The following is a 19,019-nucleotide window of genomic DNA, read 5'->3' as shown; positions in this document are numbered from 1 at the left end:
TCAAAAGACAGGATACCGATCATGTTCAAGCCTTTGGCCCTGGCCGCTGCTGTGCTCGCTACTTTCAGCCTGAATGCCTTCGCGGCAAAAACCGAGTTGACGGTGTACACCGCCCTCGAAGCCGAGCAACTGAAGTCCTACAAAGAAGCCTTCGAAAAAGCCAACCCGGACGTCGAGATCAAATGGGTACGCGATTCCACCGGGATCATCACCGCCAAATTGCTCGCCGAAAAGGCCCGTCCGCAGGCTGACGCGGTGTGGGGCCTGGCGGCTTCCAGTCTGGCGATTCTTGATCAGCAAGGCATGCTGCAAAGCTACGCGCCGAAGGATCTCGGCAAGATCGGCGCGAACTACCGCGACGCCGCCAACCCGCCAGCGTGGGTCGGCATGGACGTCTGGGCCGCGACCATCTGCTTCAACACCGTCGAAGCCGAGAAGCAGGGTTTGACCAAGCCAGTGAGCTGGCAGGATCTGACCAAGCCTGAGTACAAGGGCAAGATTGTTATGCCGAACCCGGCGTCGTCCGGCACCGGTTTCCTCGACGTCAGCGCCTGGCTGCAAACCTTCGGCGAGAAGCAGGGTTGGGCGTACATGGATGGCCTGCATCAGAACATTGGCCAGTATGTTCACTCCGGTTCCAAGCCTTGCAAACTGGCAGCGGCGGGCGAGTTCCCGATCGGGATTTCCTTTGAATACCCGGCGGTACAGCTGAAGCGTCAGGGCGCGCCGCTGGACATCATCCTGCCGAAAGAAGGTCTGGGCTGGGAGATCGAAGCGACTGCGGTGATCAAAGGCACGCCGCATGAAGAAGCGGCGAAGAAACTGGCTGACTTCTCGGCGAGTGCTGAGGCGATGGATCTGTACAAAGAGAACTTCGCGGTTCTAGCGCAGCCGGGGATCGCCAAGCCGCAGACCGAATTGCCGGCGGATTATGAGCAGCGTCTGATCAAGAACGACTTTGCCTGGGCCTCGAAAAATCGCGACGAGATCCTGACCGAGTGGCGCAAGCGTTATGACGGCAAGTCCGAGAAAGTGGCTGCCAAGTAAGATCTTTATCGACTGACAGGGCCCCTTCGCGAGCAAGCTCGCTCCCACACTGATCGTTCCCATGCTCCGCGTGGGAATGAATCCCGTGACGCTCCGCGTCACTATGGACGCAGAGCGTCCTTGGCTGCATTCCCACGCGGAGCGTGGGAACGATCATCGAGGTAGCCTCATGAAACACCACAAAGACCTGCTCATCGTCGGCGCCGGCATTCTCGGCTTATCGCACGCCTACGCCGCCGCCAAACGCGGCCTCAAGGTCGCCGTTTTTGAACGCACCGCCACGCCCCTCGGCGCCTCGGTGCGCAACTTCGGCCAGGCCCTAGTCACCGGCCAGCCCCCCGGCCCGATGCTCGAACTGGCCAAGGCCAGCCGCGAGATCTGGGGCGATTGGGCGCAACTCGCCGGCCTGCAAACCAAGCGCAACGGCTCGTATCTATTCGCCAGAACCGAAGCCGAAGAACACCTGCTCGAAACCTTCTGCGCCACTCGCGCCATTGAACACAACTACAACGTCGACCTGCTACGCGGCGCCGCGCTGCGCGATCTCTACAACGGCCAGTTCCGCCATCACCGCGCCGCGCTTCATGGCCTCGACGATCAACAGCTTTACTCTCGCGAAGCGATTCCTGCACTGATCGAATACCTGCGCCGCGACCTCGGCGTAGAGTTCCACTTCTCGACGCTGGTGCGCGACGTCGAACCCGGTCACCTGCACAGCACTGCCGGCACGTTTACCGCGAAGCAGATCATTGTCTGCTCCGGCCACGATTATCAAACCCTGCTGGCCGAACCAATCGCCGCGCTCGACCCGCAAATCTGCCGTCTACAAATGCTCCGCGCCAAACCGCAGATCAATCTGAATCTGCAACACGCCTTGCTCACCGGCCTGAGCTGCGTGCACTACGGCGCCTTCGCCGATCTGCCGGAAGCGGCGGCGGTGCAGGCGCAAATCCTCCGTGAGCAACCGCACCTGCACGACAACGGCATCCACCTGCTGATCAGCCCGACGCCCTACGGCGAACTGATCATCGGCGACTCGCACCATTACGGCAGCGACGCTTCACCGTTCAATGCCGAGCAAGTGGACAACTGGATGATCGAGCTGGCCGAGCAGACGCTGGGCTGCAAGGTGCAAGTGGTCGAGCGCTGGCAGGGCGTCTATGGTTCTCGGGGGCCGGGGCCGTTTTCGTTGCTGCGCCCGGCACCGGGGTTGAGTGTGGCGCTGATGCACACCGGCGTCGGCATGAGCGTCGGCCCGGCGATGGCCGAACGCAACGTTGCACAGTTGTTGGAGGAAATTTGATGACAGGTCACGAACAAACCGTCGCCACGGTATTCGCGCTGTATGAGCGTTTTGGCTCCAGCGATTACATCGGCGAGCCGGTGTCGCAGATCGAGCACATGTCCCAGGCCGCTGAACTGGCGATCGCCGAGGGTTTTGATGATGAAGTGGTGCTGGCGGCGTTCTTCCATGACATCGGTCATTTGTGTGGCGAAGGCGCGGAGAACATGGGCGGCTATGGCGTGGTCAGCCATGAACGGCTGGGTGCGGATTATTTGCGCGAGGCCGGTTTCAGTGAGCGGCTGGCGCGGCTGGTGGAATATCACGTGCAGGCCAAGCGGTATCTGACGTTGCGTGAGCCGGGGTATTTTGAGCGGTTGAGTGAGGCGAGCCGGCGGACGCTGGAGTATCAGGGTGGGGTGATGACCGAGGCGGAGGCGGATGTGTTTGAGCGGGATCCGTTGTGTGCGGTCAGTTTGCGGATGCGGCAGTGGGATGAGTTGGCCAAGGAGATGGCGGTGCCGGTGATGGATCTGGGTGTGCTGAAAGAGAAAGCGGCGCGGCTGCTGGCTGCGTAATCGCTTGAACCGAGGTGCTGCATTCGCGAGCAGGCTCACTCCTACAAGGTGAACGCGATCCACTGTAGGAGTGAGCCTGCTCGCGATAGCGCCAGATCAGCCGCTACAACTCTTTGGCTAAAGACTCGATCTGCTCCTGCCGCTCGGCCTGATTCAACTTCGCCTGGGGATTCAACGACGACCACTGCGGATGCGCCCGCGCCTTGTTCAGCGCCTCCGGCAACTTGCCCTCGCGCCAGGTCTTATCCTGCGGTGTCGCCACCTGAACCGCATCCATCGCCGCATGCCCACGCTGATCCAGCGCCAACACCAACTGCCGCTGGCGCAGCGCCAACAGTCGCAACACCCCGTCATCCACCGTCAGCTCACGCTGCCCTTTGATCTTGCCGAGCAACCGACTGCCATAACTGCGCGCCGTTTGCAGCGCACCCCCGGCAATCGCCCCCGCCAACGCCGCTGCGCCAAGGGTAATCCCGCCAACCAGCAAATCCACCCCAGCCCCCGCCGCCGCACCCGCAGCAATCCCGCCGCCCACGCGCACCCCGAGTTGCTTCAAGGTTTCCGGGTTGAACAGGTCATCACCCCAACGCCCATCGAGCAACGGCAAATCACTCGCCGCCGCATCCTGCGGACGAAACGCATACAGCTTGAGCAACGCCTCAACACACTTCTGCTCGCGCTGACGGACAGCCTTGCGCAGTTCGCTGATGGCTTGCTGTTCCTGCGCAGCTTCGCTGACCACACTGCGCCGGCACGCCGCACAGTCGATCAACAATTCAGCAATCAACCGCGCCGCACTTTGCTGACGCGCCAGGCGCTGAGCCTGTTGATCAGCAATCAACCGTTCCAGTTGCGGACGAGCATTTTCCAGCAGCAGCGCAAGGCTTTCATAGAGCCGCCGCTCGCCATCTTCAGGCGGCGCCACGCTGTCGAAACGCACCAACGCATGCAGCCCCAGCCGCGCCAGCGCCTCGCGCCAATCCGGCTCGCGATGGTTGGCGCTGCTGACAAAATTCAGCACCGGCAGCAGCGGTTTACCGCAACTGGCGAGCACTTCCAGTTCATCACGGTACTTGGCCAGCACCGGTTCGCGCGCGTCGATCACATACAAACCGGCGTCGGAGGCGAGCAGTTGCCGCAGCACTTTCGCCTCCTGCTCGAAACGCTGGCGCGCCTCGCTGCCGTCGAGAAACCGCGCCAGCCGCGCCGGGCCATCGAGGCGTTCGCCTGGGCGTTCCAGACGTTCGAGAAAATCCAGCAGGGCGATGGCATCTTCCAGCCCCGGCGTGTCGTAGAGGTCGAGCAACGGCTCGCCGTCCACCGACAACCGCGCGCCTTCGACATGCCGTGTGGTGCTCGGGCGATGGGAGACTTCGCCGAAACCGACATCGCGGGTCAGCGTGCGCAACAGTGAGGTCTTGCCGACGTTGGTGTGGCCGACCACGGCGAGTTTCAGCGGCGCTTTCCAGGCATCAGTCATGGCCAGTCTCCAGCCAGTTCAACGGCGCGCAATCGGCAAACTGCAGATCAAGCTGTTGCAGCGCGATGTGCCAGTCGCCGAGGCGTTCAGCATCCAGCGCTTCACCGGGCGGCGCTTGCAGCAGCCAGACGCGGGTTTCTCCGGCGTTGCGCGCCAGTTCGGCGATCAAGGCGAGGCTGCCACGATCCGGTGAGCGCCGTGGGTCGCAGGCAATCGCCAGACGTGCCGGCGGGAAGCGACTGAGTTGTTCGAGAAGTTTATGGCGTGATTCGCGGCTGTCGAGGATGCCAGCATTGCTGACATTTTTCGGCAGCGCGGGCGGCCATGGGCGTTGTTCGTCGAGTTCGATGGCGACCAGCAGCGCACCTTCGCTGGCGAGTTCGCCGACGCTGCTTTCGACGCGATGCAAATGCGCAGGCTCCGGATCATTGACGCCGAGGCGTTCGCTGGTCGGCATCAGACGTTCGCGCAATTGCGCGTAGCCGGGCAGGTTCAAGTCCAGACGCAGCGCGGTTTTGCCGCTGTTCCAGCGCCAGAAACACAACAGCGTCAGCAGCAGACGCGGCAGCACGCCGTACACCACCAAAACGCCAACCAGCCAGGTCGCCCAGGCCTGACGGGCGCTTTCGATGTCGAGCGCACCGTCGCCGCTGGCGCGGATCATCTCCACCGTCGGCACGTTGAAGCCGAGCAGCGACGGTAGATACCCCAGCGCGTGGGTGACATGGATAAAGGTGTCGGCGCTGAGAATCGTGGTTTCCCAGACGAAGCCGTAGCGCCGGGTCGCCATCAGCGTCAGCAGCAGAATCAGCGCGCTGAGCATCGCCAGCAACCACAAACCGTTGACCAGCGTACCGAGCGCCCAGCGATTGAGTTTCTTGCGTTGCAGCATCAGCAGCAGGGCGGGCGCCAGTTGCGCGGCTTTGGCGTCGCGGGCCATTTTCTCGCTGAGCCATAACCACAATCGTCCGAGCGTGGCGCCGTGTTCGCCGGCAAAGATCAAGCCCAGCAACCAGCTCAGCAGCAAAATCAGGTTCAGCCCGAGCAGACTGCCCAAGGCCCAGAACACATTGACCGGCGTCTGGCCGAGTGCGGCGAAGGCCAGACCGGCGCCGCTCAGCACCGCGAAGATCATCAGCAACACCAGCGCCAGACGCGCGCCTTGCAGCCAGTGTTTAAGTGCTGCCGTCAGCCCGTCACGTTCTGCCAGCCATAACGCGCGGCGTTGAATGCGGCTCGGCAGATCGCCGCCGGCCGCGCGCGCCAGTCGATTGGCTTCCAGATCTTCCAGCGGGCCTGCGTGTTCTTCGCGCAGGCGCACGGTTTCGGTGAGCCAGAGGTTTTGCAGTGGAGTCAGTTCAGTCACGCGGCATCCCGTCGCTTAATCCAGCGCTGAGCATAACCGCTGTGGCGCTTATCGGGGTAAGCGCGGCTCTGGTATCCTCGCCGGCATGACTAAATCACTCCCCCTCAGCCTGATCGCAGCCCTCGGTGAAAACCGCGTGATCGGCGTCGACAACAGCATGCCCTGGCACCTGCCGGGGGACTTCAAATACTTCAAGGCCACGACCTTGGGCAAGCCGATCATCATGGGTCGCAAGACCTGGGATTCGCTCGGCCGCCCGTTGCCGGGGCGCTTGAACATCGTCGTTAGCCGTCAGGCCGATCTGGTGTTGGAAGGTGCCGAGGTGTATCCGTCGCTGGAAGCAGCGGTGGTTCGCGCCGAAGAATGGGCGAAAGAGCAGGGCGTTGATGAGCTGATGCTGATTGGTGGCGCGCAGTTGTACGCGCAAGGGCTGGCGCAGGCGGATCGTCTGTATCTGACGCGCGTGGCGTTGAGCCCGGAAGGGGATGCGTGGTTTCCGGAGTTTGATTTGGAGCAGTGGAAGCTGGTGTCGAATGTGCCGAATCCGGCTGAAGGCGACAAACCCGCGTACAACTTCGAAGTCTGGGAGAAGACTTAAAAGATCGCAGCCTGCGGCAGCTCCTACACGGTATCCGTGTTCCCCCTGTAGGAGCTGCCGAAGGCTGCGATCCTTTGATCTTGCTTTACATCAGGCCTGAGCAAGCTCCGCATGCTCATCGGCATCCAGCAGTTCTTTATCAGTCTGCTGCATCACCTGACTGGTAATCGCACCCGCCGTGATCGAGCCACTCACGTTCAACGCCGTACGCCCCATATCAATCAGTGGTTCAACCGAAATCAGCAATGCCACCAGTGACACCGGCAAACCCATCGCCGGCAGCACGATCAGCGCCGCGAACGTCGCGCCGCCACCGACACCGGCCACACCGGCCGAACTCAGCGTCACAATCGCCACCAACGTCGCGATCCACAGCGGATCCAGCGGGGTGATGCCAACGGTCGGCGCCACCATCACCGCCAACATCGCCGGGTACAGACCGGCGCAACCGTTCTGGCCGATGGTCGCACCGAACGACGCAGCAAAACTCGCCACCGACTGCGGAATCCCCAGACGACGGGTCTGCGCTTCAATGCTCAGCGGAATGCTCGCCGCGCTCGAACGGCTGGTAAATGCGAACGTCAGCACTGGCCAGATCTTGCGGAAGAAACGCAGCGGGTTGATCCCGGCCGCCGACACCAGCAAACCGTGTACGACGAACATCAGGCCGAGACCGAGGTACGACACCACGACAAAACTGCCGAGCTTGATGATGTCCTGCAGGTTGGAACCGGCGACCACTTTGGTCATCAGCGCCAGCACGCCGTACGGGGTCAGCTTCATCACCAGACGCACCAGACGCATCACCCAGGCTTGCAGGGTGTCGATGGCGTTGATCACTTTCTGACCTTTTTCGACGTCATCCTTGAGCAGTTGCAGCGCGGCAACCCCTAGGAATGCGGCGAAAATCACCACGCTGATGATCGACGTCGGTTTGGCCCGGGCCAGGTCGGCGAACGGGTTTTGCGGGATGAACGACAGCAGCAGTTGCGGCACATTCAGGTCGGCGACCTTGCCGGCGTAGTCAGTCTGAATGGTTTGCAGACGGGCCATTTCCTGGGTGCCGGCGACCAGACCCTCGGCGGTGAGGCCGAACAGGTTGGTCAGGCCGATGCCAATCAGCGCCGCAATCGCGGTGGTGAACAGCAACGTGCCGATGGTCAGGAAGCTGATCTTGCCCAGCGACGACGCATTGTGCAGACGCGCCACGGCGCTGAGGATCGAGGCGAACACCAGCGGGATAACGATCATTTGCAGCAACTGCACGTAGCCGTTGCCGACCAGATCGAACCAGCCGATCGAGGTTTTCAGAATCGGGTTGCCGGCACCGTAAACGGTGTGCAGCGCCACGCCGAAAGCCACGCCCAAAGCGAGTGCGAGCAGGACTTTTTTCGCCAGGCTCCACGTGGTGTGGCGGGTTTGTGCCAGACCGAACAGCAGGGCGAGGAACACCAGCAGGTTGAGAATCAACGGTAGGTTCATGAGAACTCCAGAAAGACTTTGCCAACAGCCTTCCGGGGCTGCTGCGAACCGGCAAGCCTAACAGCTTGATTTGCAATGATTTAATACCGAAATCTTCGGGCGTCCGTCGTTTTTGGAATAAGCGCTTGTCGCTCTCGGCAATGCATCTGGCGCAAATAGCGGCGTGGGCGGTCGCTGACAGACGAGGACTGTCATACACATTTGTTAGCGTCGATGCTTTTACATCAGGGAGAAAGCGTCGATGAAATTCGCACCGAAATTTCTGGCTGTCGCACTGGCTGTGGGCATGGGCCTGGCCTCTCAGGCTTTCGCCACCGACCTGAAACACTGGCCGGCGGATCAGGCGAAAGCGCTGGACGCGATGATCGCGGCCAACGCCAACAAGGGTAACTACGCGGTGTTCGACATGGACAACACCAGTTACCGCTACGACCTCGAAGAATCCTTGCTGCCGTTCATGGAAAACAAGGGCCTGATCACCCGCGACAAACTCGACCCCTCCCTGAAGTTGATGCCGTTCAAGGACACCGCCGACCACAAGGAAAGCCTGTTCAGTTACTACTACCGCCTCTGTGAAGTCGACGACATGGTCTGCTACCCGTGGGTGGCGCAGGTGTTCTCCGGTTTTACGCTCAAGGAACTCAAAGGCTACGTCGATGAGTTGATGGCTTCGGGCAAACCGGTGCCGGCGACTTATTACGAAGGCGATGTGGTCAAAACACTTGACGTGCAGCCGCCGAAAATCTTCACCGGCCAGGTTGAGCTTTACAACAAGCTGATGGAGAACGGCATCGAGGTTTACGTGATGACCGCGGCTTCCGAGGAACTGGTGCGCATGGTCGCGGCGGATCCGAAGTACGGCTACAACGTTAAACCGCAAAACGTTATCGGTGTGACCACGCTGCTGAAAAACCGCGAGACCAACGAACTGACCACCGCGCGCAAGCAGATCACCGCCGGTAAATATGACGAGAAGGCCAATTTGGGTCTGGAGTTGACGCCGTACTTGTGGACGCCGGCGACGTGGATGGCCGGCAAGCACGCGGCGATCCTCACTTACATCGACGAGTGGAAAAAACCGGTCTTGGTCGGTGGCGATACGCCGACGAGCGACGGTTACATGCTGTTCCACGATGTTGATGTGGCGAAGGGCGGGATTCACCTGTGGATCAACCGCAAGGACAAGTACATGACGCAGTTGAACGGCATGATGGCCAAACACGCAGCGGCGCAGGCGAAGGAAGGGTTGCCGGTGACGGCGGACAAGAACTGGGTGATCGTCAAGCCTGAAGAAATCCAGTAATCCCCTGTAGGAGCTGCCGAAGGCTGCGATCTTTTGATCTTGTTTTAAGGGCAAGATCAAAAGATCGCAGCCTTCGGCAGCTCCTACAGGGAACGATCAGCCCCGCACTCAGGCGGGGCATTTTCTTTTCGACGTTTAAGGCTTACAGCCCGTCAAGCATCGCTTTGTTACGCACCGCACCTTTGTCGGCGCTGGTCGCCAGCAGGGCGTAGGCCTTGAGGGCGGTGGTCACTTTGCGTGGACGAATCTCGACTGGTTTCCAGCCTTTCTTGTCCTGTTCGGCGCGGCGTGCCGCCAGTTCTTCGTCGCTGACCAACAGGTTGATCGAACGATTCGGAATGTCGATCAGCACTTTGTCGCCGTCCTGCACCAGACCGATCGCGCCGCCGGCCGCTGCTTCTGGCGAAGCGTGACCGATGGACAGGCCGGACGTACCGCCGGAGAAACGACCGTCGGTGAGCAAGGCGCACGCTTTGCCCAGACCTTTGGATTTCAGGTACGAAGTCGGGTAGAGCATTTCCTGCATGCCCGGGCCGCCTTTCGGGCCTTCGTAGCGAATGATGACGATGTCGCCAGCCTTCACTTCGTCAGCGAGGATGCCGCGTACGGCGCTGTCCTGGCTTTCGAAGATCTTCGCGTTGCCTTCGAAGACGTGGATCGACTCGTCGACACCGGCGGTTTTCACCACGCAGCCATCGAGAGCAATGTTGCCGTACAGCACGGCCAAACCACCTTCTTGCGAATAGGCGTGTTCGACGCTGCGGATGCAGCCGTTTTCACGGTCGTCATCGAGGGTTTCCCAACGGGTCGACTGGCTGAACGCCGTCTGCGTCGGAATACCGGCAGGGCCGGCCTTGAAGAAGTGGTGCACGGCTTCATCGTCAGTCTGGGTGATGTCCCACTTGGCGATGCCTTCTTCCATGCTGCGGCTGTGCACGGTCGGCAGGTCGGTGTGCAGCAGACCGCCACGGGCCAGCGAACCGAGGATGCTGAAGATGCCGCCAGCACGGTGCACGTCTTCCATGTGGTACTTCTGGATGTTCGGCGCGACTTTGCACAGCTGCGGAACGCTGCGCGAAAGACGGTCGATGTCGCGCAAGTCGAAATCGATCTCGGCTTCCTGGGCGGCAGCGAGCAAGTGCAGGATGGTGTTGGTCGAACCGCCCATGGCGATGTCGAGCGTCATCGCGTTCTCGAACGCTTTGAAGTTGGCAATGTTGCGCGGCAGTACCGATTCGTCGTTCTCGCCGTAGTAACGCTTGCACAGCTCAACGATGGTGCGGCCAGCCTGCAGGAACAACTGTTCGCGGTCGCTGTGGGTGGCGAGGGTCGAACCGTTGCCCGGCAATGCCAGACCCAGTGCCTCGGTCAGGCAGTTCATCGAGTTGGCGGTGAACATGCCGGAGCACGAACCGCACGTCGGGCAGGCGCTGCGCTCGTATTCGGCGACTTTCTCGTCAGAAGCGCTTTCGTCGGCGGCGATCACCATGGCATCGACGAGGTCGAGGCCGTGGGAGGCGAGTTTGGTCTTGCCGGCTTCCATCGGGCCGCCGGAAACGAAGATCACCGGAATGTTCAGGCGCAAGGCAGCCATCAACATGCCCGGGGTGATCTTGTCGCAGTTGGAAATGCACACGATGGCGTCGGCGCAGTGGGCGTTGACCATGTATTCGACGGAGTCGGCGATGATCTCGCGGCTCGGCAGCGAGTACAGCATGCCGTCGTGACCCATGGCGATGCCGTCATCCACGGCGATGGTGTTGAATTCTTTCGCTACACCACCGGCGCGTTCGATTTCGCGGGCGACCAGTTGGCCCAGATCCTTCAGATGCACGTGGCCCGGTACGAACTGGGTGAACGAGTTGGCAATGGCGATGATCGGCTTTTTGAAGTCGTCATCTTTCATCCCCGTGGCGCGCCACAGTGCGCGGGCGCCGGCCATGTTGCGGCCGTGGGTGGATGTTTTCGAGCGATAATCTGGCATGGAGCACTCCGGGCGGCTAATCAGGTACTAAATGGGAGTGAGCTTCTATTGTCCTCTGGAACACTCAGAAATGGCCGTGTGTCCGGAAGTTGCCGATGACGTTGCGGGATCGCCGCTGGTCTCAGCCTGAGCTCATAAACCCGCCGGGGATGAATGGCGATGAATCTGCCGATTCTACACCGCTGGCGTCTGGAGGGAATGGCGCAAAGTGTTGTTCCAGTGCCGACGGCGTGTGTGGCATGACGACCGGCAGCTTTAATCACCGCCCGGCTGCGTCATGGCATGGCTTTCATGGATTCTGGCGCGACGGCTGATCCGACTGTTCAACGCCAGCGCCACGCCACTGAGCAGGACAAAGCTGTAACCCAGCGTGGCTTGCAGGTTGGCCGGGCTCAGGCTGATCAATGCGCTGATAAGGCCGCCGCAGATAAAAGTGAGGGTGCTGCCCGCCGCCGCCGAGGTACCGGCAAGCTCGGGAAACAGGCCCATGGCTTTCGACGTGGCGGCCGGGCGCGCGATGGTGGTGCCGGCGGTGCAGATCAGCATCGGAATCAGCACGGTCGCTGACGTCAACGCGAAGTTCGACGACAGGTACAGCATCGCCAGCCCCGACAGCAGGATCAGGCCAAGCCCGACCAGCATTTGCTGGCCGGGTTTGATTCGCCGGCTGAGGACTGTGGCGACGAGCCCTCCGACAATGTAGGCCGCGCCGTAGATCAATAGAATCAGTGAAAAGTCATAAGGCGCCATTTGCAGTTGATCCATGAAGATCAACGGTGAAATCACGATGAAGGAAAAGTGGCAGGCGAAGGCGAAGGCGGATATCAGCCAGTAGCTGACGAATTCGAAGTCGCCCAGCACTCGCCGATAAGAGCGAATGAAGCCGGGGCGAGCGCCGCTGTGAGCCGGCCGGCTGCTGTCCAGAAACAGCCACGCCTTGATCAGCACCACGGCGGCCAACCCGATAAACACCCAGAAACTGCCGCGCCAGCCAAGCGTGGCCTGCAGGAAGGTGCCGGCCAGCGGTGATACCGAGATGAAAATCCCAGAGGCGGTGACCATCAGGATTCGCAGGCGATCCCTTTGCTCGCCTTCGAACAGATCCTGCACCAAGGCTTGCGACAACACGAAACAGCCACAGCCCAGGGCCTGCATCACGCGGAATATCAGGAACAGCGTGTAATCGCTGGTGCTTACGCAACCGAGGGCACCGAGCATCGAAATGCTCATGCCCACAAGCAGTAAACCCTTGCGCCCGATGGCATCCGACAGCGGCCCGATCAGCAGTTGCGCAAAAGCGATGCCCACCGCAAACAGGCTGATCGACAGCGCAATATTGGCCGGAGTGGTGCGGAAGTGCTCGGCCAGTGCCGGAAACGATGGCAGCAGCACATCCAGCGGAAACACTCCCAGCAGCACCATCGCCATCAGCAGACTGACCGCGCCGCGGCGTTGCCCGGCGGTCACTGCGGCTTTTCCTCTATTCATCGACCAGGCCTGCCTTGGCGAACAGTTTGCGGTTATTGATGAGGGCAAAAAATCCTGCTTTTGTCATCGCCTCCAGCGTTGCCTTCGCCCCGGCCCTGGTGCGCTGACGACTGGCTCTGGGGCTGATCAATCCGTCGAGGATTTTGCGAATGACGTCGTCGGCAATCCCGACACTGCGCAGGCTCTGTTTCAGCCAGCGCTCGTCGACTTCGAAAAAGATTCGCAGGAACTCCAGGAGCATTCTGGCGCTGAAGGTGCGCTGACGGCTGTTCAGGGTCAGCCACAGGTAATGGAACACTTCTGAAAAATAGCGGCTGTGACGGGCCTCGTCGGCGAGGTGATCGCGCAGCATGTCGCTGACGCTGGAGACCAGCGTGTCACGGCAAACCTCGAGCAACTCCCGGGCAATGATCGTCTCCGAGACGAAACCGAGCAGAAACCACGCGAGTGGGCGATCCGTCTCGGGCACACGGGTAATCGCAGTGTTCAACTGGGTAATGCGCATGGGCATCACCGGGCGCTCGGTAATGCCGTACTGGCTGGCGATCTGCTCGGCCAGTTGATTGGAGAACAGCGCGTGATAGCCTTCGTCGGTGTACAGCTGCAGCGCCGCGTTTTTCATGCGCGAGGGCACGAAGGCAGGCAACTCGCCGTGGACGATGGTTTCCACGGCGCGGTTGACGATGCGGTGCTCGAGCAGCGTGGTGTAGTCGAGGAAATGCACCAGATGATTGGCCGTCAGCCGTTGTATGACCTCGCTGCCAGCAGCGCGAATGGCCGGATGTGAGAGGTACGGCAAAAAGGCCGGAGGAAACCAGTGGCGGGTTTTCAGCTGTTCTTGCAGGTCATCCGGCAATTGATAGGTGTGTTGAGAAGTGCGCACCGATGCGCGGCCGTTCCAGTCATCGAGGGTGAACTTGTGCGCCCATGACACTGAGGCTTCCAGTTGGTCGGAGGTGATTGCGTTCATGCTTGCACCTCCAGCAACAGCGCCTGCATTTCCTGACACATCGCTTGACCGTCGCTGGCGCCGCAACCGACGAAGAACAACGGTTGTTCCGCGCTGCCGGTAATTTTCAGCAGGGCTTCAACCTGATCATCAGAGAACGCGCCGGTCAGCCAAGTGCCGAGACCGAGGGCCGTGGCAACCAACTGAAAGGATTGCGACAAGTGCCCAGCCTCCACGAACGCCATGCGATAGGCGCGTGAGTGTTCATATTTCCACCAGAGCTTGTCGAAACGCGCGGTAATGAACAGGCCCAGCGGCAGGTTGTTGATGAAGTGTTGTCCGCCGAGCAGTTGACCCAGCGCCGAGTCGGGCAGCGGGTTTATAAGGCTCAAGGCGTGCTCTACCGGGTTATAGGCGTAGATGCCGGGTTTCAGGCCGCTGACGTTCTGCACCAGCGCAAAACCTTCGCACGCATTCAAACCGCCGCCGGAAGGACTGCTGCGACGGGCATCAAGCCCGAGGGCGATACTGCTGTCACGATCCTGCTGGCGTTCGTGCAGATAACCGAGGGAAAGATAGAGCAGGGTGGAAACGTCATTCAGCGTGACCGCTTCACCGGTAAAGGAACGACTGGTTTTGCGCTGGCGCAGGACGTTTCCCAAGCGGTCGTTGCTTAGCACGGCAGGCGCCGGCAGCGCGATGCGTCGCGCGCCTTCCAGTGTGGGGCGTTCTTTATCGGGCGGTGGTTTGCTCAGTACGTCATTGCAATGATCCAGATATTGTCTGGACCATTCATTAATATTCTTGGGTGTCGCTTCGCAGGGAATGTTCTGCGTACCTATATGAAATATCTTGGATAACTCATCCCAGCCCCAAGGCGGGTTGTCTATTTTTGCAATGGTTAAAATTCCCACGCTTAATAGTTGTATGTCTATTATGTTGCGACTGTCGAATGCGTTCGGGTTGTCGATAAGTTTCGCCAGTCTTGAAGCGTAATCAAGATCAAGTTCGTGTTGAGTGTGTTCTTTATAGTTCCAGACGATTTGTCCGGGCGTGCGCGGCAATATAAATAAGTACGGATTGATGTGCATGTTCAATGCTTCACTCTGGAAAGGGCTGATGGACGCTGGGGTGCCGGCACTCCCCAGCGTCCTGACTTACTTAGCGGGCTTTAGGCGCAACCAGAAAAGCGAGGTTTGCGATTTTGTTGGTTTCCAGAGTAATTGCTTTCATAGTATGAACTCCTTGTTCATTAAGATTGAATGCCACCTCGTGGTGACAACTCAATAATAGTTTGTAATCGATTAATGGCAAGTGGAGATTAAGTAGGAAAAATCCAGTAATTTTGTCGGAGCGATCTCGCCCCTTGTACAAACTTGTCAGTTGTTTTTCGCTAATTAACAGGTGCGCGGAAAATTCCTGCAAGACTGTAGGAAGTTAATTGTAGGAGTCGGCTGGATTTGAAGTGAAACAGACGGCCTTGCACCGCCCAAAAACAAACGGGGAGCCCTTGGGCCCCCCGTTTTTACTGACCAATCAGCTGTTTGGCAGCAGACGGCAGGTGATGCTTTTGATGTAGCGGGTTTCGGCGATGGCTGGGTGCACCGGGTGATCCGGGCCCTGACCGCCGCGCTCGAGCATCTGGATGTTGCGATCCAGGTGACGGGCGCTGGTCAGCAGAATGTTCTGCAGATCGTCTTCCGGCAGGTGCATCGAGCACGAAGCGCTGATCAGGATGCCGTCCTTGTTGAGCAGGCGCATGGCTTGCTCGTTCAGACGACGGTAGGCGCCTTCGCCGTTCTTCATGTCTTTCTTGCGTTTGATGAACGCCGGCGGATCGGCAACGATCACGTCGAAACGCTCTTCGCTGGCTTTCAGCTCTTTCAGCGCTTCGAAGACGTCGCCTTCGATGCAGGTCATCTTGTCGGCAAAGCCGTTCAGTGCGGCGTTGCGCTCAACGCCGTCGAGGGCGAAGGCCGAGGCATCGACGCAGAACACTTCGCTGGCGCCGAAGGCAGCAGCTTGCACGCCCCAGCCACCGATGTAGCTATAAAGGTCGAGAACGCGTTTGCCTTTGGCGTAAGGCGCCATGCGTGCGCGATTCATGCGGTGGTCGTAGAACCAGCCGGTTTTCTGACCCTGAATGACCGGGGCTTCGAATTTCACGCCGTTCTCTTCCAGCGCCACCCACTCCGGCACCAGGCCGAACACGGTTTCGACGTAACGATTGAGGCCTTCAGCGTCACGCGCGGCGGAGTCGTTCTTGAAGAGGATGCCGCTTGGCTTGAGCACTTGGGTCAGCGCTGCGATCACGTCATCTTTGTGCGCTTCCATGGTCGCCGAGGCGATCTGGACTACGAGGATGTCGCCGAAACGGTCAACCACCAGACCCGGCAGCAGGTCGGAGTCACCGTAGACCAGACGGTAGAACGGTTTGTCGAACAGGCGATCGCGCAGTGACAGGGCCACGTTCAGGCGGTGCACCAGCAGCGACTTGTCCAGTTGCACCTTGATGTCGCGGGACACCAGACGGGCGCAGATCAGGTTGTTCGGGCTCATCGCAACGATGCCCAAAGTCTTGCCGCCGGCGGCTTCGAGGATCGCCTGATCGCCGGCCTTGAAGCCGTGCAACGGGGTGGCGGCCACATCGATTTCGTTGCTGTAGACCCACAAGTGGCCGTTGCGCAGGCGACGGTCGGCGTTGGCTTTGAGGCGCAGGCTAGGCAGGGACATGACGTCGCTCCGGAAAAAAGAGCGGGAGTATAGCGCGTCAGGCCGGCTGATTGGCCGGCAAATGGACATGTGGTGCGTTCCAGCGGCGATGGGATTTACTTGTGGCGAGGGGATTTATCTGCGGCGAGGGGATTTATCCCCGTTGGACGGCGCAGCCGTCCCAAATCCATCTGACACGGTATGTCTGATACACCGCGCTGTCAGGTTTTGCGTCTGCTGCGCAGCCGAACGGGGATAAATCCCCTCGCCACAATAGATCAGTGTGAAAGGAGAAATGCATTCCCATGTGGGAGCAACTGCCTTGAACGCTAAGCAGACAATGTGTCGATCAGCTCTTTGCTGAACGCCGGAATATCATCCGGCTGGCGGCTGCTGATCAGGTTGCCGTCCTTGACCACTTCTTTATCCACCCAATGTGCGCCGGCGTTGACCAGATCATCCTTGACGGTTTTATAGCTGGTCATGGTTTTGCCATTCACCAGCCCCGCCGAAATCAGCAGCCAGCTGCCATGGCAGATCACCGCAATCGGTTTGCCGGCCGAGGCGCCGGTCTTGACCAGATGCTGGGCGTCCTGATCGATGCGAATGGTGTCGGAGTTTTGCACGCCGCCCGGCAACACCACCGCGTCGTACTGCTCAATGCTGGCAGCCTGGAAGGTCTGATCGACCTTGAAGTCATCCGCCGGTTTGTCGTGGTTCCAGCCTTTGACCGTGCCGGCCTCGGCCGAGAGGATGTCGACCTGCGCGCCAGCCTGTTCCAGCGCTTGCTTGGGGCCGGTCAGTTCAACCTGTTCGAAACCGTCGGTTACCAAAAAAGCGACGCGCTTGCCGTTGAGGGAAGTGGCCATCGATAAGCTCCTGAGCCAGTGGGAATTTGTTGGCGCAGCGGCCAGAAAATTTTCGCCGCGCCTTACCAAATCCGAAGCCTGAGCTTGAATGAAAGTTCCTCCGATGTGCCCGTCGGTGTGTCGCCCTGCGGTCTCAGCGGTTAGAATCGCCGCCTGTCCCTGAGTGTGTACATATGTCCCAAGAGCTGACCACCGAACAGATTCAACAATCGCTGCAAGGCATCAGTGTGCCGGCGCAACCGCAGATCATGGTGGATCTGCAAATGGAGCAGTACATGCCCGACCCGGATCTGGAGGTGATCGCCAAGCTGATCGCCCAGGATCCCGGCCTGTCCGGTTCGTTGCTGAAAATCGTCAACTCGCCGTATTACGGCTTGAGCAACAAGATCACTTCGATCCAGCGCGCGGTGAATCTGCTGGGCAGCCGTTCGATCATCAATCTGATCAACGCGCAGTCGATCAAGGGCGAGATGAACGACGACACCATCGTCACGCTCAACCGTTTCTGGGACACCGCCCAAGACGTGGCGATGACCTGCCTGACGCTGGCCAAACGCATCGGCACTCAGGCCGGCGATGAAGCCTACGCGCTGGGCCTGTTCCACGATTGCGGCGTGCCGTTGATGCTGCAGCGTTTCCCCAATTACATGTCGGTGCTGGAAGAGGCGTACGCCAACGCCAGCCCGACCTGCCGCGTGGTCGATACCGAAAACCGTACGTTCAACACCAACCATGCGGTGGTCGGCTATTACACAGCGAAGTCCTGGCGTCTGCCGGAGCATGTCAGCGCCGCGATCGCCAATCACCACAACGCCTTGGCGATCTTCAGCGACGAGTCGTCGCGCAACAGCCAGTTGAAGAATCTGTTGGCGCTGTTGAAGATGGCCGAACACATTTGTGCGTCGTATCGCGTGCTGGGCAACCAGACCGAAGACCACGAGTGGAACAGCATCGGCCCGCTGATTCTCGATTACGTCGGTCTGTCGGACTACGATTTCGAAACCCTCAAACAAACGATTCGCGACCTCGGCGCGCATTGATTCGAGGACACCATGCCTGAACTGCCGGAAGTCGAAACCACCCGTCGCGGGATTGCCCCGCATCTGGAAGGCCAGCGTGTCAGCCGGGTGATCGTGCGTGACCGGCGGTTGCGCTGGCCGATCCCCGAAGACCTCGATGTGCGCCTGTCCGGCCAGCGCATCGTGTTGGTCGAGCGGCGGGCCAAATATTTGTTGATCAACGCTGAAGTCGGCACGTTGATCAGCCATTTGGGCATGTCGGGCAATTTGCGTCTGGTCGAAGCCGGGCTGCCGGCGCTCAAGCATGAGCACGTCGACATCGAACTCGAGTCGGGGCTGGCGCTGCGCTACACCGATCCGCGCCGGTTCGGAGCGATGCTGTGGAGCACCGATCCGCTCAACCATGAATTGCTGATTCGCCTCGGGCCGGAGCCGTTGACCGATCTGTTCGACGGCGAGCGTTTGTTTCAGCTGTCGCGCGGGCGTTCGATGGCGGTCAAGCCGTTCATCATGGACAACGCAATCGTGGTCGGGGTCGGCAATATTTATGCGACGGAAGCGCTGTTCGCCGCCGGTATCGATCCGCGCCGCGAGGCCGGGGGCATCTCCCGTGGGCGCTATCTGAAACTGGCGATCGAGATCAAACGCATCCTCGCTGCTGCGATCGAACGTGGCGGCACGACGCTGCGCGATTTCATTGGTGGCGACGGTCAGCCGGGGTATTTCCAGCAGGAACTGTTTGTTTATGGCCGGGGTGGTGAGCACTGCAAGGTCTGCGGCACCGGCCTGCGCGAAGTGAAGCTCGGCCAGCGCGCCAGTGTGTTTTGCCCACGCTGCCAGAGCTGAAAAAGTCCTGGGGTCT

General features: G+C 60.1%; 16 protein-coding genes. 7 read left to right on the top strand and 9 right to left on the bottom strand.

Features of this window, described 5'->3' with window-relative positions:
- Positions 1 to 21 precede the first annotated feature (21 nt).
- The 3 genes from ACIOMO_RS09820 to ACIOMO_RS09810 all read left to right on the top strand — a co-directional run bounded on the left by ACIOMO_RS09820 (position 22) and on the right by ACIOMO_RS09810 (position 2,907).
- The gene (locus tag ACIOMO_RS09820) at positions 22 to 1,047 is read left to right on the top strand and encodes a putative 2-aminoethylphosphonate ABC transporter substrate-binding protein (protein WP_053124777.1); all 1,026 of its coding nucleotides are present in this window, start codon (positions 22 to 24) and stop codon (positions 1,045 to 1,047) included.
- 169 nt (positions 1,048 to 1,216) lie between these two features.
- Positions 1,217 to 2,350, top strand: a complete 1,134-nt coding sequence (locus tag ACIOMO_RS09815) for a TIGR03364 family FAD-dependent oxidoreductase (RefSeq protein WP_401240263.1) — start codon at positions 1,217 to 1,219, stop codon at positions 2,348 to 2,350.
- The gene (locus ACIOMO_RS09810) at positions 2,350 to 2,907 is read left to right on the top strand and encodes a phosphonate degradation HD-domain oxygenase (protein ID WP_401240260.1); all 558 of its coding nucleotides are present in this window, start codon (positions 2,350 to 2,352) and stop codon (positions 2,905 to 2,907) included. Before ACIOMO_RS09815 ends, ACIOMO_RS09810 begins: the two co-directional genes overlap by 1 nt.
- A 103-nt stretch (positions 2,908 to 3,010) precedes the next feature.
- Here the strand turns inward: ACIOMO_RS09810 and ACIOMO_RS09805 are convergent, their stop codons facing one another.
- Together ACIOMO_RS09805 and ACIOMO_RS09800 are read right to left on the bottom strand one after the other, a co-directional pair.
- The gene (locus tag ACIOMO_RS09805) at positions 3,011 to 4,387 is read right to left on the bottom strand and encodes a GTPase/DUF3482 domain-containing protein (RefSeq protein WP_401240257.1); all 1,377 of its coding nucleotides are present in this window, start codon (positions 4,385 to 4,387) and stop codon (positions 3,011 to 3,013) included.
- The gene (locus tag ACIOMO_RS09800) at positions 4,380 to 5,753 is read right to left on the bottom strand and encodes a DUF2868 domain-containing protein (protein WP_401240254.1); all 1,374 of its coding nucleotides are present in this window, start codon (positions 5,751 to 5,753) and stop codon (positions 4,380 to 4,382) included. Before ACIOMO_RS09800 ends, ACIOMO_RS09805 begins: the two co-directional genes overlap by 8 nt.
- 85 nt (positions 5,754 to 5,838) lie before the next feature.
- On the opposite strand from ACIOMO_RS09800, the gene ACIOMO_RS09795 reads away from it, so the two are divergent.
- Positions 5,839 to 6,351 (top strand): dihydrofolate reductase, encoded by a 513-nt coding sequence (locus tag ACIOMO_RS09795; protein ID WP_401240252.1) that lies wholly within the window; start codon positions 5,839 to 5,841, stop codon positions 6,349 to 6,351.
- A gap of 90 nt (positions 6,352 to 6,441) precedes the next feature.
- Here the strand turns inward: ACIOMO_RS09795 and ACIOMO_RS09790 are convergent, their stop codons facing one another.
- Positions 6,442 to 7,833, bottom strand: a complete 1,392-nt coding sequence (locus ACIOMO_RS09790; protein WP_401240250.1) for an L-cystine transporter — start codon at positions 7,831 to 7,833, stop codon at positions 6,442 to 6,444.
- Positions 7,834 to 8,074: 241 nt separating this feature from the next.
- On the opposite strand from ACIOMO_RS09790, the gene ACIOMO_RS09785 reads away from it, so the two are divergent.
- Complete coding sequence (locus ACIOMO_RS09785; protein WP_141126275.1) at positions 8,075 to 9,136, top strand: haloacid dehalogenase-like hydrolase; 1,062 nt, start codon at positions 8,075 to 8,077, stop codon at positions 9,134 to 9,136.
- A gap of 142 nt (positions 9,137 to 9,278) precedes the next feature.
- On the opposite strand, the gene ilvD is transcribed toward ACIOMO_RS09785, so the two are convergent.
- The 6 genes from ilvD to ACIOMO_RS09755 all read right to left on the bottom strand — a co-directional run bounded on the left by ilvD (position 9,279) and on the right by ACIOMO_RS09755 (position 17,138).
- Positions 9,279 to 11,120, bottom strand: coding sequence for a dihydroxy-acid dehydratase (gene ilvD / locus ACIOMO_RS09780; protein ID WP_212545094.1), 1,842 nt, complete (start codon positions 11,118 to 11,120; stop codon positions 9,279 to 9,281).
- Positions 11,121 to 11,375: 255 nt separating this feature from the next.
- Positions 11,376 to 12,608, bottom strand: a complete 1,233-nt coding sequence (locus ACIOMO_RS09775) for an MFS transporter (RefSeq protein ID WP_401240246.1) — start codon at positions 12,606 to 12,608, stop codon at positions 11,376 to 11,378.
- Positions 12,601 to 13,578 carry a diiron oxygenase gene (locus tag ACIOMO_RS09770; RefSeq protein ID WP_401240244.1) on the bottom strand — a complete coding sequence of 326 codons (978 nt, stop codon included), beginning with the start codon at positions 13,576 to 13,578 and terminating at the stop codon, positions 12,601 to 12,603. Before ACIOMO_RS09770 ends, ACIOMO_RS09775 begins: the two co-directional genes overlap by 8 nt.
- Entirely contained in the window at positions 13,575 to 14,648 is a 1,074-nt protein-coding gene (locus tag ACIOMO_RS09765; RefSeq protein WP_401240242.1) for a SagB family peptide dehydrogenase, read from the bottom strand. The genes ACIOMO_RS09770 and ACIOMO_RS09765 overlap by 4 nt, the downstream gene beginning before the upstream one ends.
- Before the next feature lie 445 nt (positions 14,649 to 15,093).
- Positions 15,094 to 16,290: a class I SAM-dependent rRNA methyltransferase gene (locus tag ACIOMO_RS09760; protein ID WP_212545090.1), complete on the bottom strand. Its 1,197-nt coding sequence runs from the start codon at positions 16,288 to 16,290 to the stop codon at positions 15,094 to 15,096.
- Positions 16,291 to 16,598: 308 nt separating this feature from the next.
- A complete protein-coding gene (locus ACIOMO_RS09755) occupies positions 16,599 to 17,138 on the bottom strand; it encodes a type 1 glutamine amidotransferase domain-containing protein (protein WP_159811894.1) in 540 nt (179 codons plus the stop codon).
- A gap of 227 nt (positions 17,139 to 17,365) precedes the next feature.
- Here ACIOMO_RS09755 and ACIOMO_RS09750 point away from each other — a divergent pair, with 227 nt between their 5' ends.
- Positions 17,366 to 18,178 carry an HDOD domain-containing protein gene (locus ACIOMO_RS09750; protein WP_172680168.1) on the top strand — a complete coding sequence of 271 codons (813 nt, stop codon included), beginning with the start codon at positions 17,366 to 17,368 and terminating at the stop codon, positions 18,176 to 18,178.
- 12 nt (positions 18,179 to 18,190) lie between these two features.
- The gene (gene mutM / locus ACIOMO_RS09745; RefSeq protein ID WP_053124742.1) at positions 18,191 to 19,003 is read left to right on the top strand and encodes a bifunctional DNA-formamidopyrimidine glycosylase/DNA-(apurinic or apyrimidinic site) lyase; all 813 of its coding nucleotides are present in this window, start codon (positions 18,191 to 18,193) and stop codon (positions 19,001 to 19,003) included.
- Positions 19,004 to 19,019 lie beyond the last annotated feature (16 nt).

It is taken from the genome of Pseudomonas sp. NPDC087804 (genome assembly GCF_044742965.1).
GTDB classification, from domain to species: domain Bacteria; phylum Pseudomonadota; class Gammaproteobacteria; order Pseudomonadales; family Pseudomonadaceae; genus Aquipseudomonas; species Aquipseudomonas rustica.
This window is presented reverse-complemented; position numbering and strand designations above follow the sequence as displayed.

Coding starts and splice junctions, on each gene's coding strand:
- ACIOMO_RS09820 (WP_053124777.1), top strand. CDS start 22: ATGTTCAAGCCTTTGGCCCTGGCCGCTGCTGTGCTCGCTACTTTCAGC.
- ACIOMO_RS09815 (WP_401240263.1), top strand. CDS start 1,217: ATGAAACACCACAAAGACCTGCTCATCGTCGGCGCCGGCATTCTCGGC.
- ACIOMO_RS09810 (WP_401240260.1), top strand. CDS start 2,350: ATGACAGGTCACGAACAAACCGTCGCCACGGTATTCGCGCTGTATGAG.
- ACIOMO_RS09805 (WP_401240257.1), bottom strand. CDS start 4,387: ATGACTGATGCCTGGAAAGCGCCGCTGAAACTCGCCGTGGTCGGCCAC.
- ACIOMO_RS09795 (WP_401240252.1), top strand. CDS start 5,839: ATGACTAAATCACTCCCCCTCAGCCTGATCGCAGCCCTCGGTGAAAAC.
- ACIOMO_RS09790 (WP_401240250.1), bottom strand. CDS start 7,833: ATGAACCTACCGTTGATTCTCAACCTGCTGGTGTTCCTCGCCCTGCTG.
- ACIOMO_RS09785 (WP_141126275.1), top strand. CDS start 8,075: ATGAAATTCGCACCGAAATTTCTGGCTGTCGCACTGGCTGTGGGCATG.
- ilvD (WP_212545094.1), bottom strand. CDS start 11,120: ATGCCAGATTATCGCTCGAAAACATCCACCCACGGCCGCAACATGGCC.
- ACIOMO_RS09775 (WP_401240246.1), bottom strand. CDS start 12,608: ATGAATAGAGGAAAAGCCGCAGTGACCGCCGGGCAACGCCGCGGCGCG.
- ACIOMO_RS09770 (WP_401240244.1), bottom strand. CDS start 13,578: ATGAACGCAATCACCTCCGACCAACTGGAAGCCTCAGTGTCATGGGCG.
- ACIOMO_RS09765 (WP_401240242.1), bottom strand. CDS start 14,648: ATGCACATCAATCCGTACTTATTTATATTGCCGCGCACGCCCGGACAA.
- ACIOMO_RS09760 (WP_212545090.1), bottom strand. CDS start 16,290: ATGTCCCTGCCTAGCCTGCGCCTCAAAGCCAACGCCGACCGTCGCCTG.
- ACIOMO_RS09755 (WP_159811894.1), bottom strand. CDS start 17,138: ATGGCCACTTCCCTCAACGGCAAGCGCGTCGCTTTTTTGGTAACCGAC.
- mutM (WP_053124742.1), top strand. CDS start 18,191: ATGCCTGAACTGCCGGAAGTCGAAACCACCCGTCGCGGGATTGCCCCG.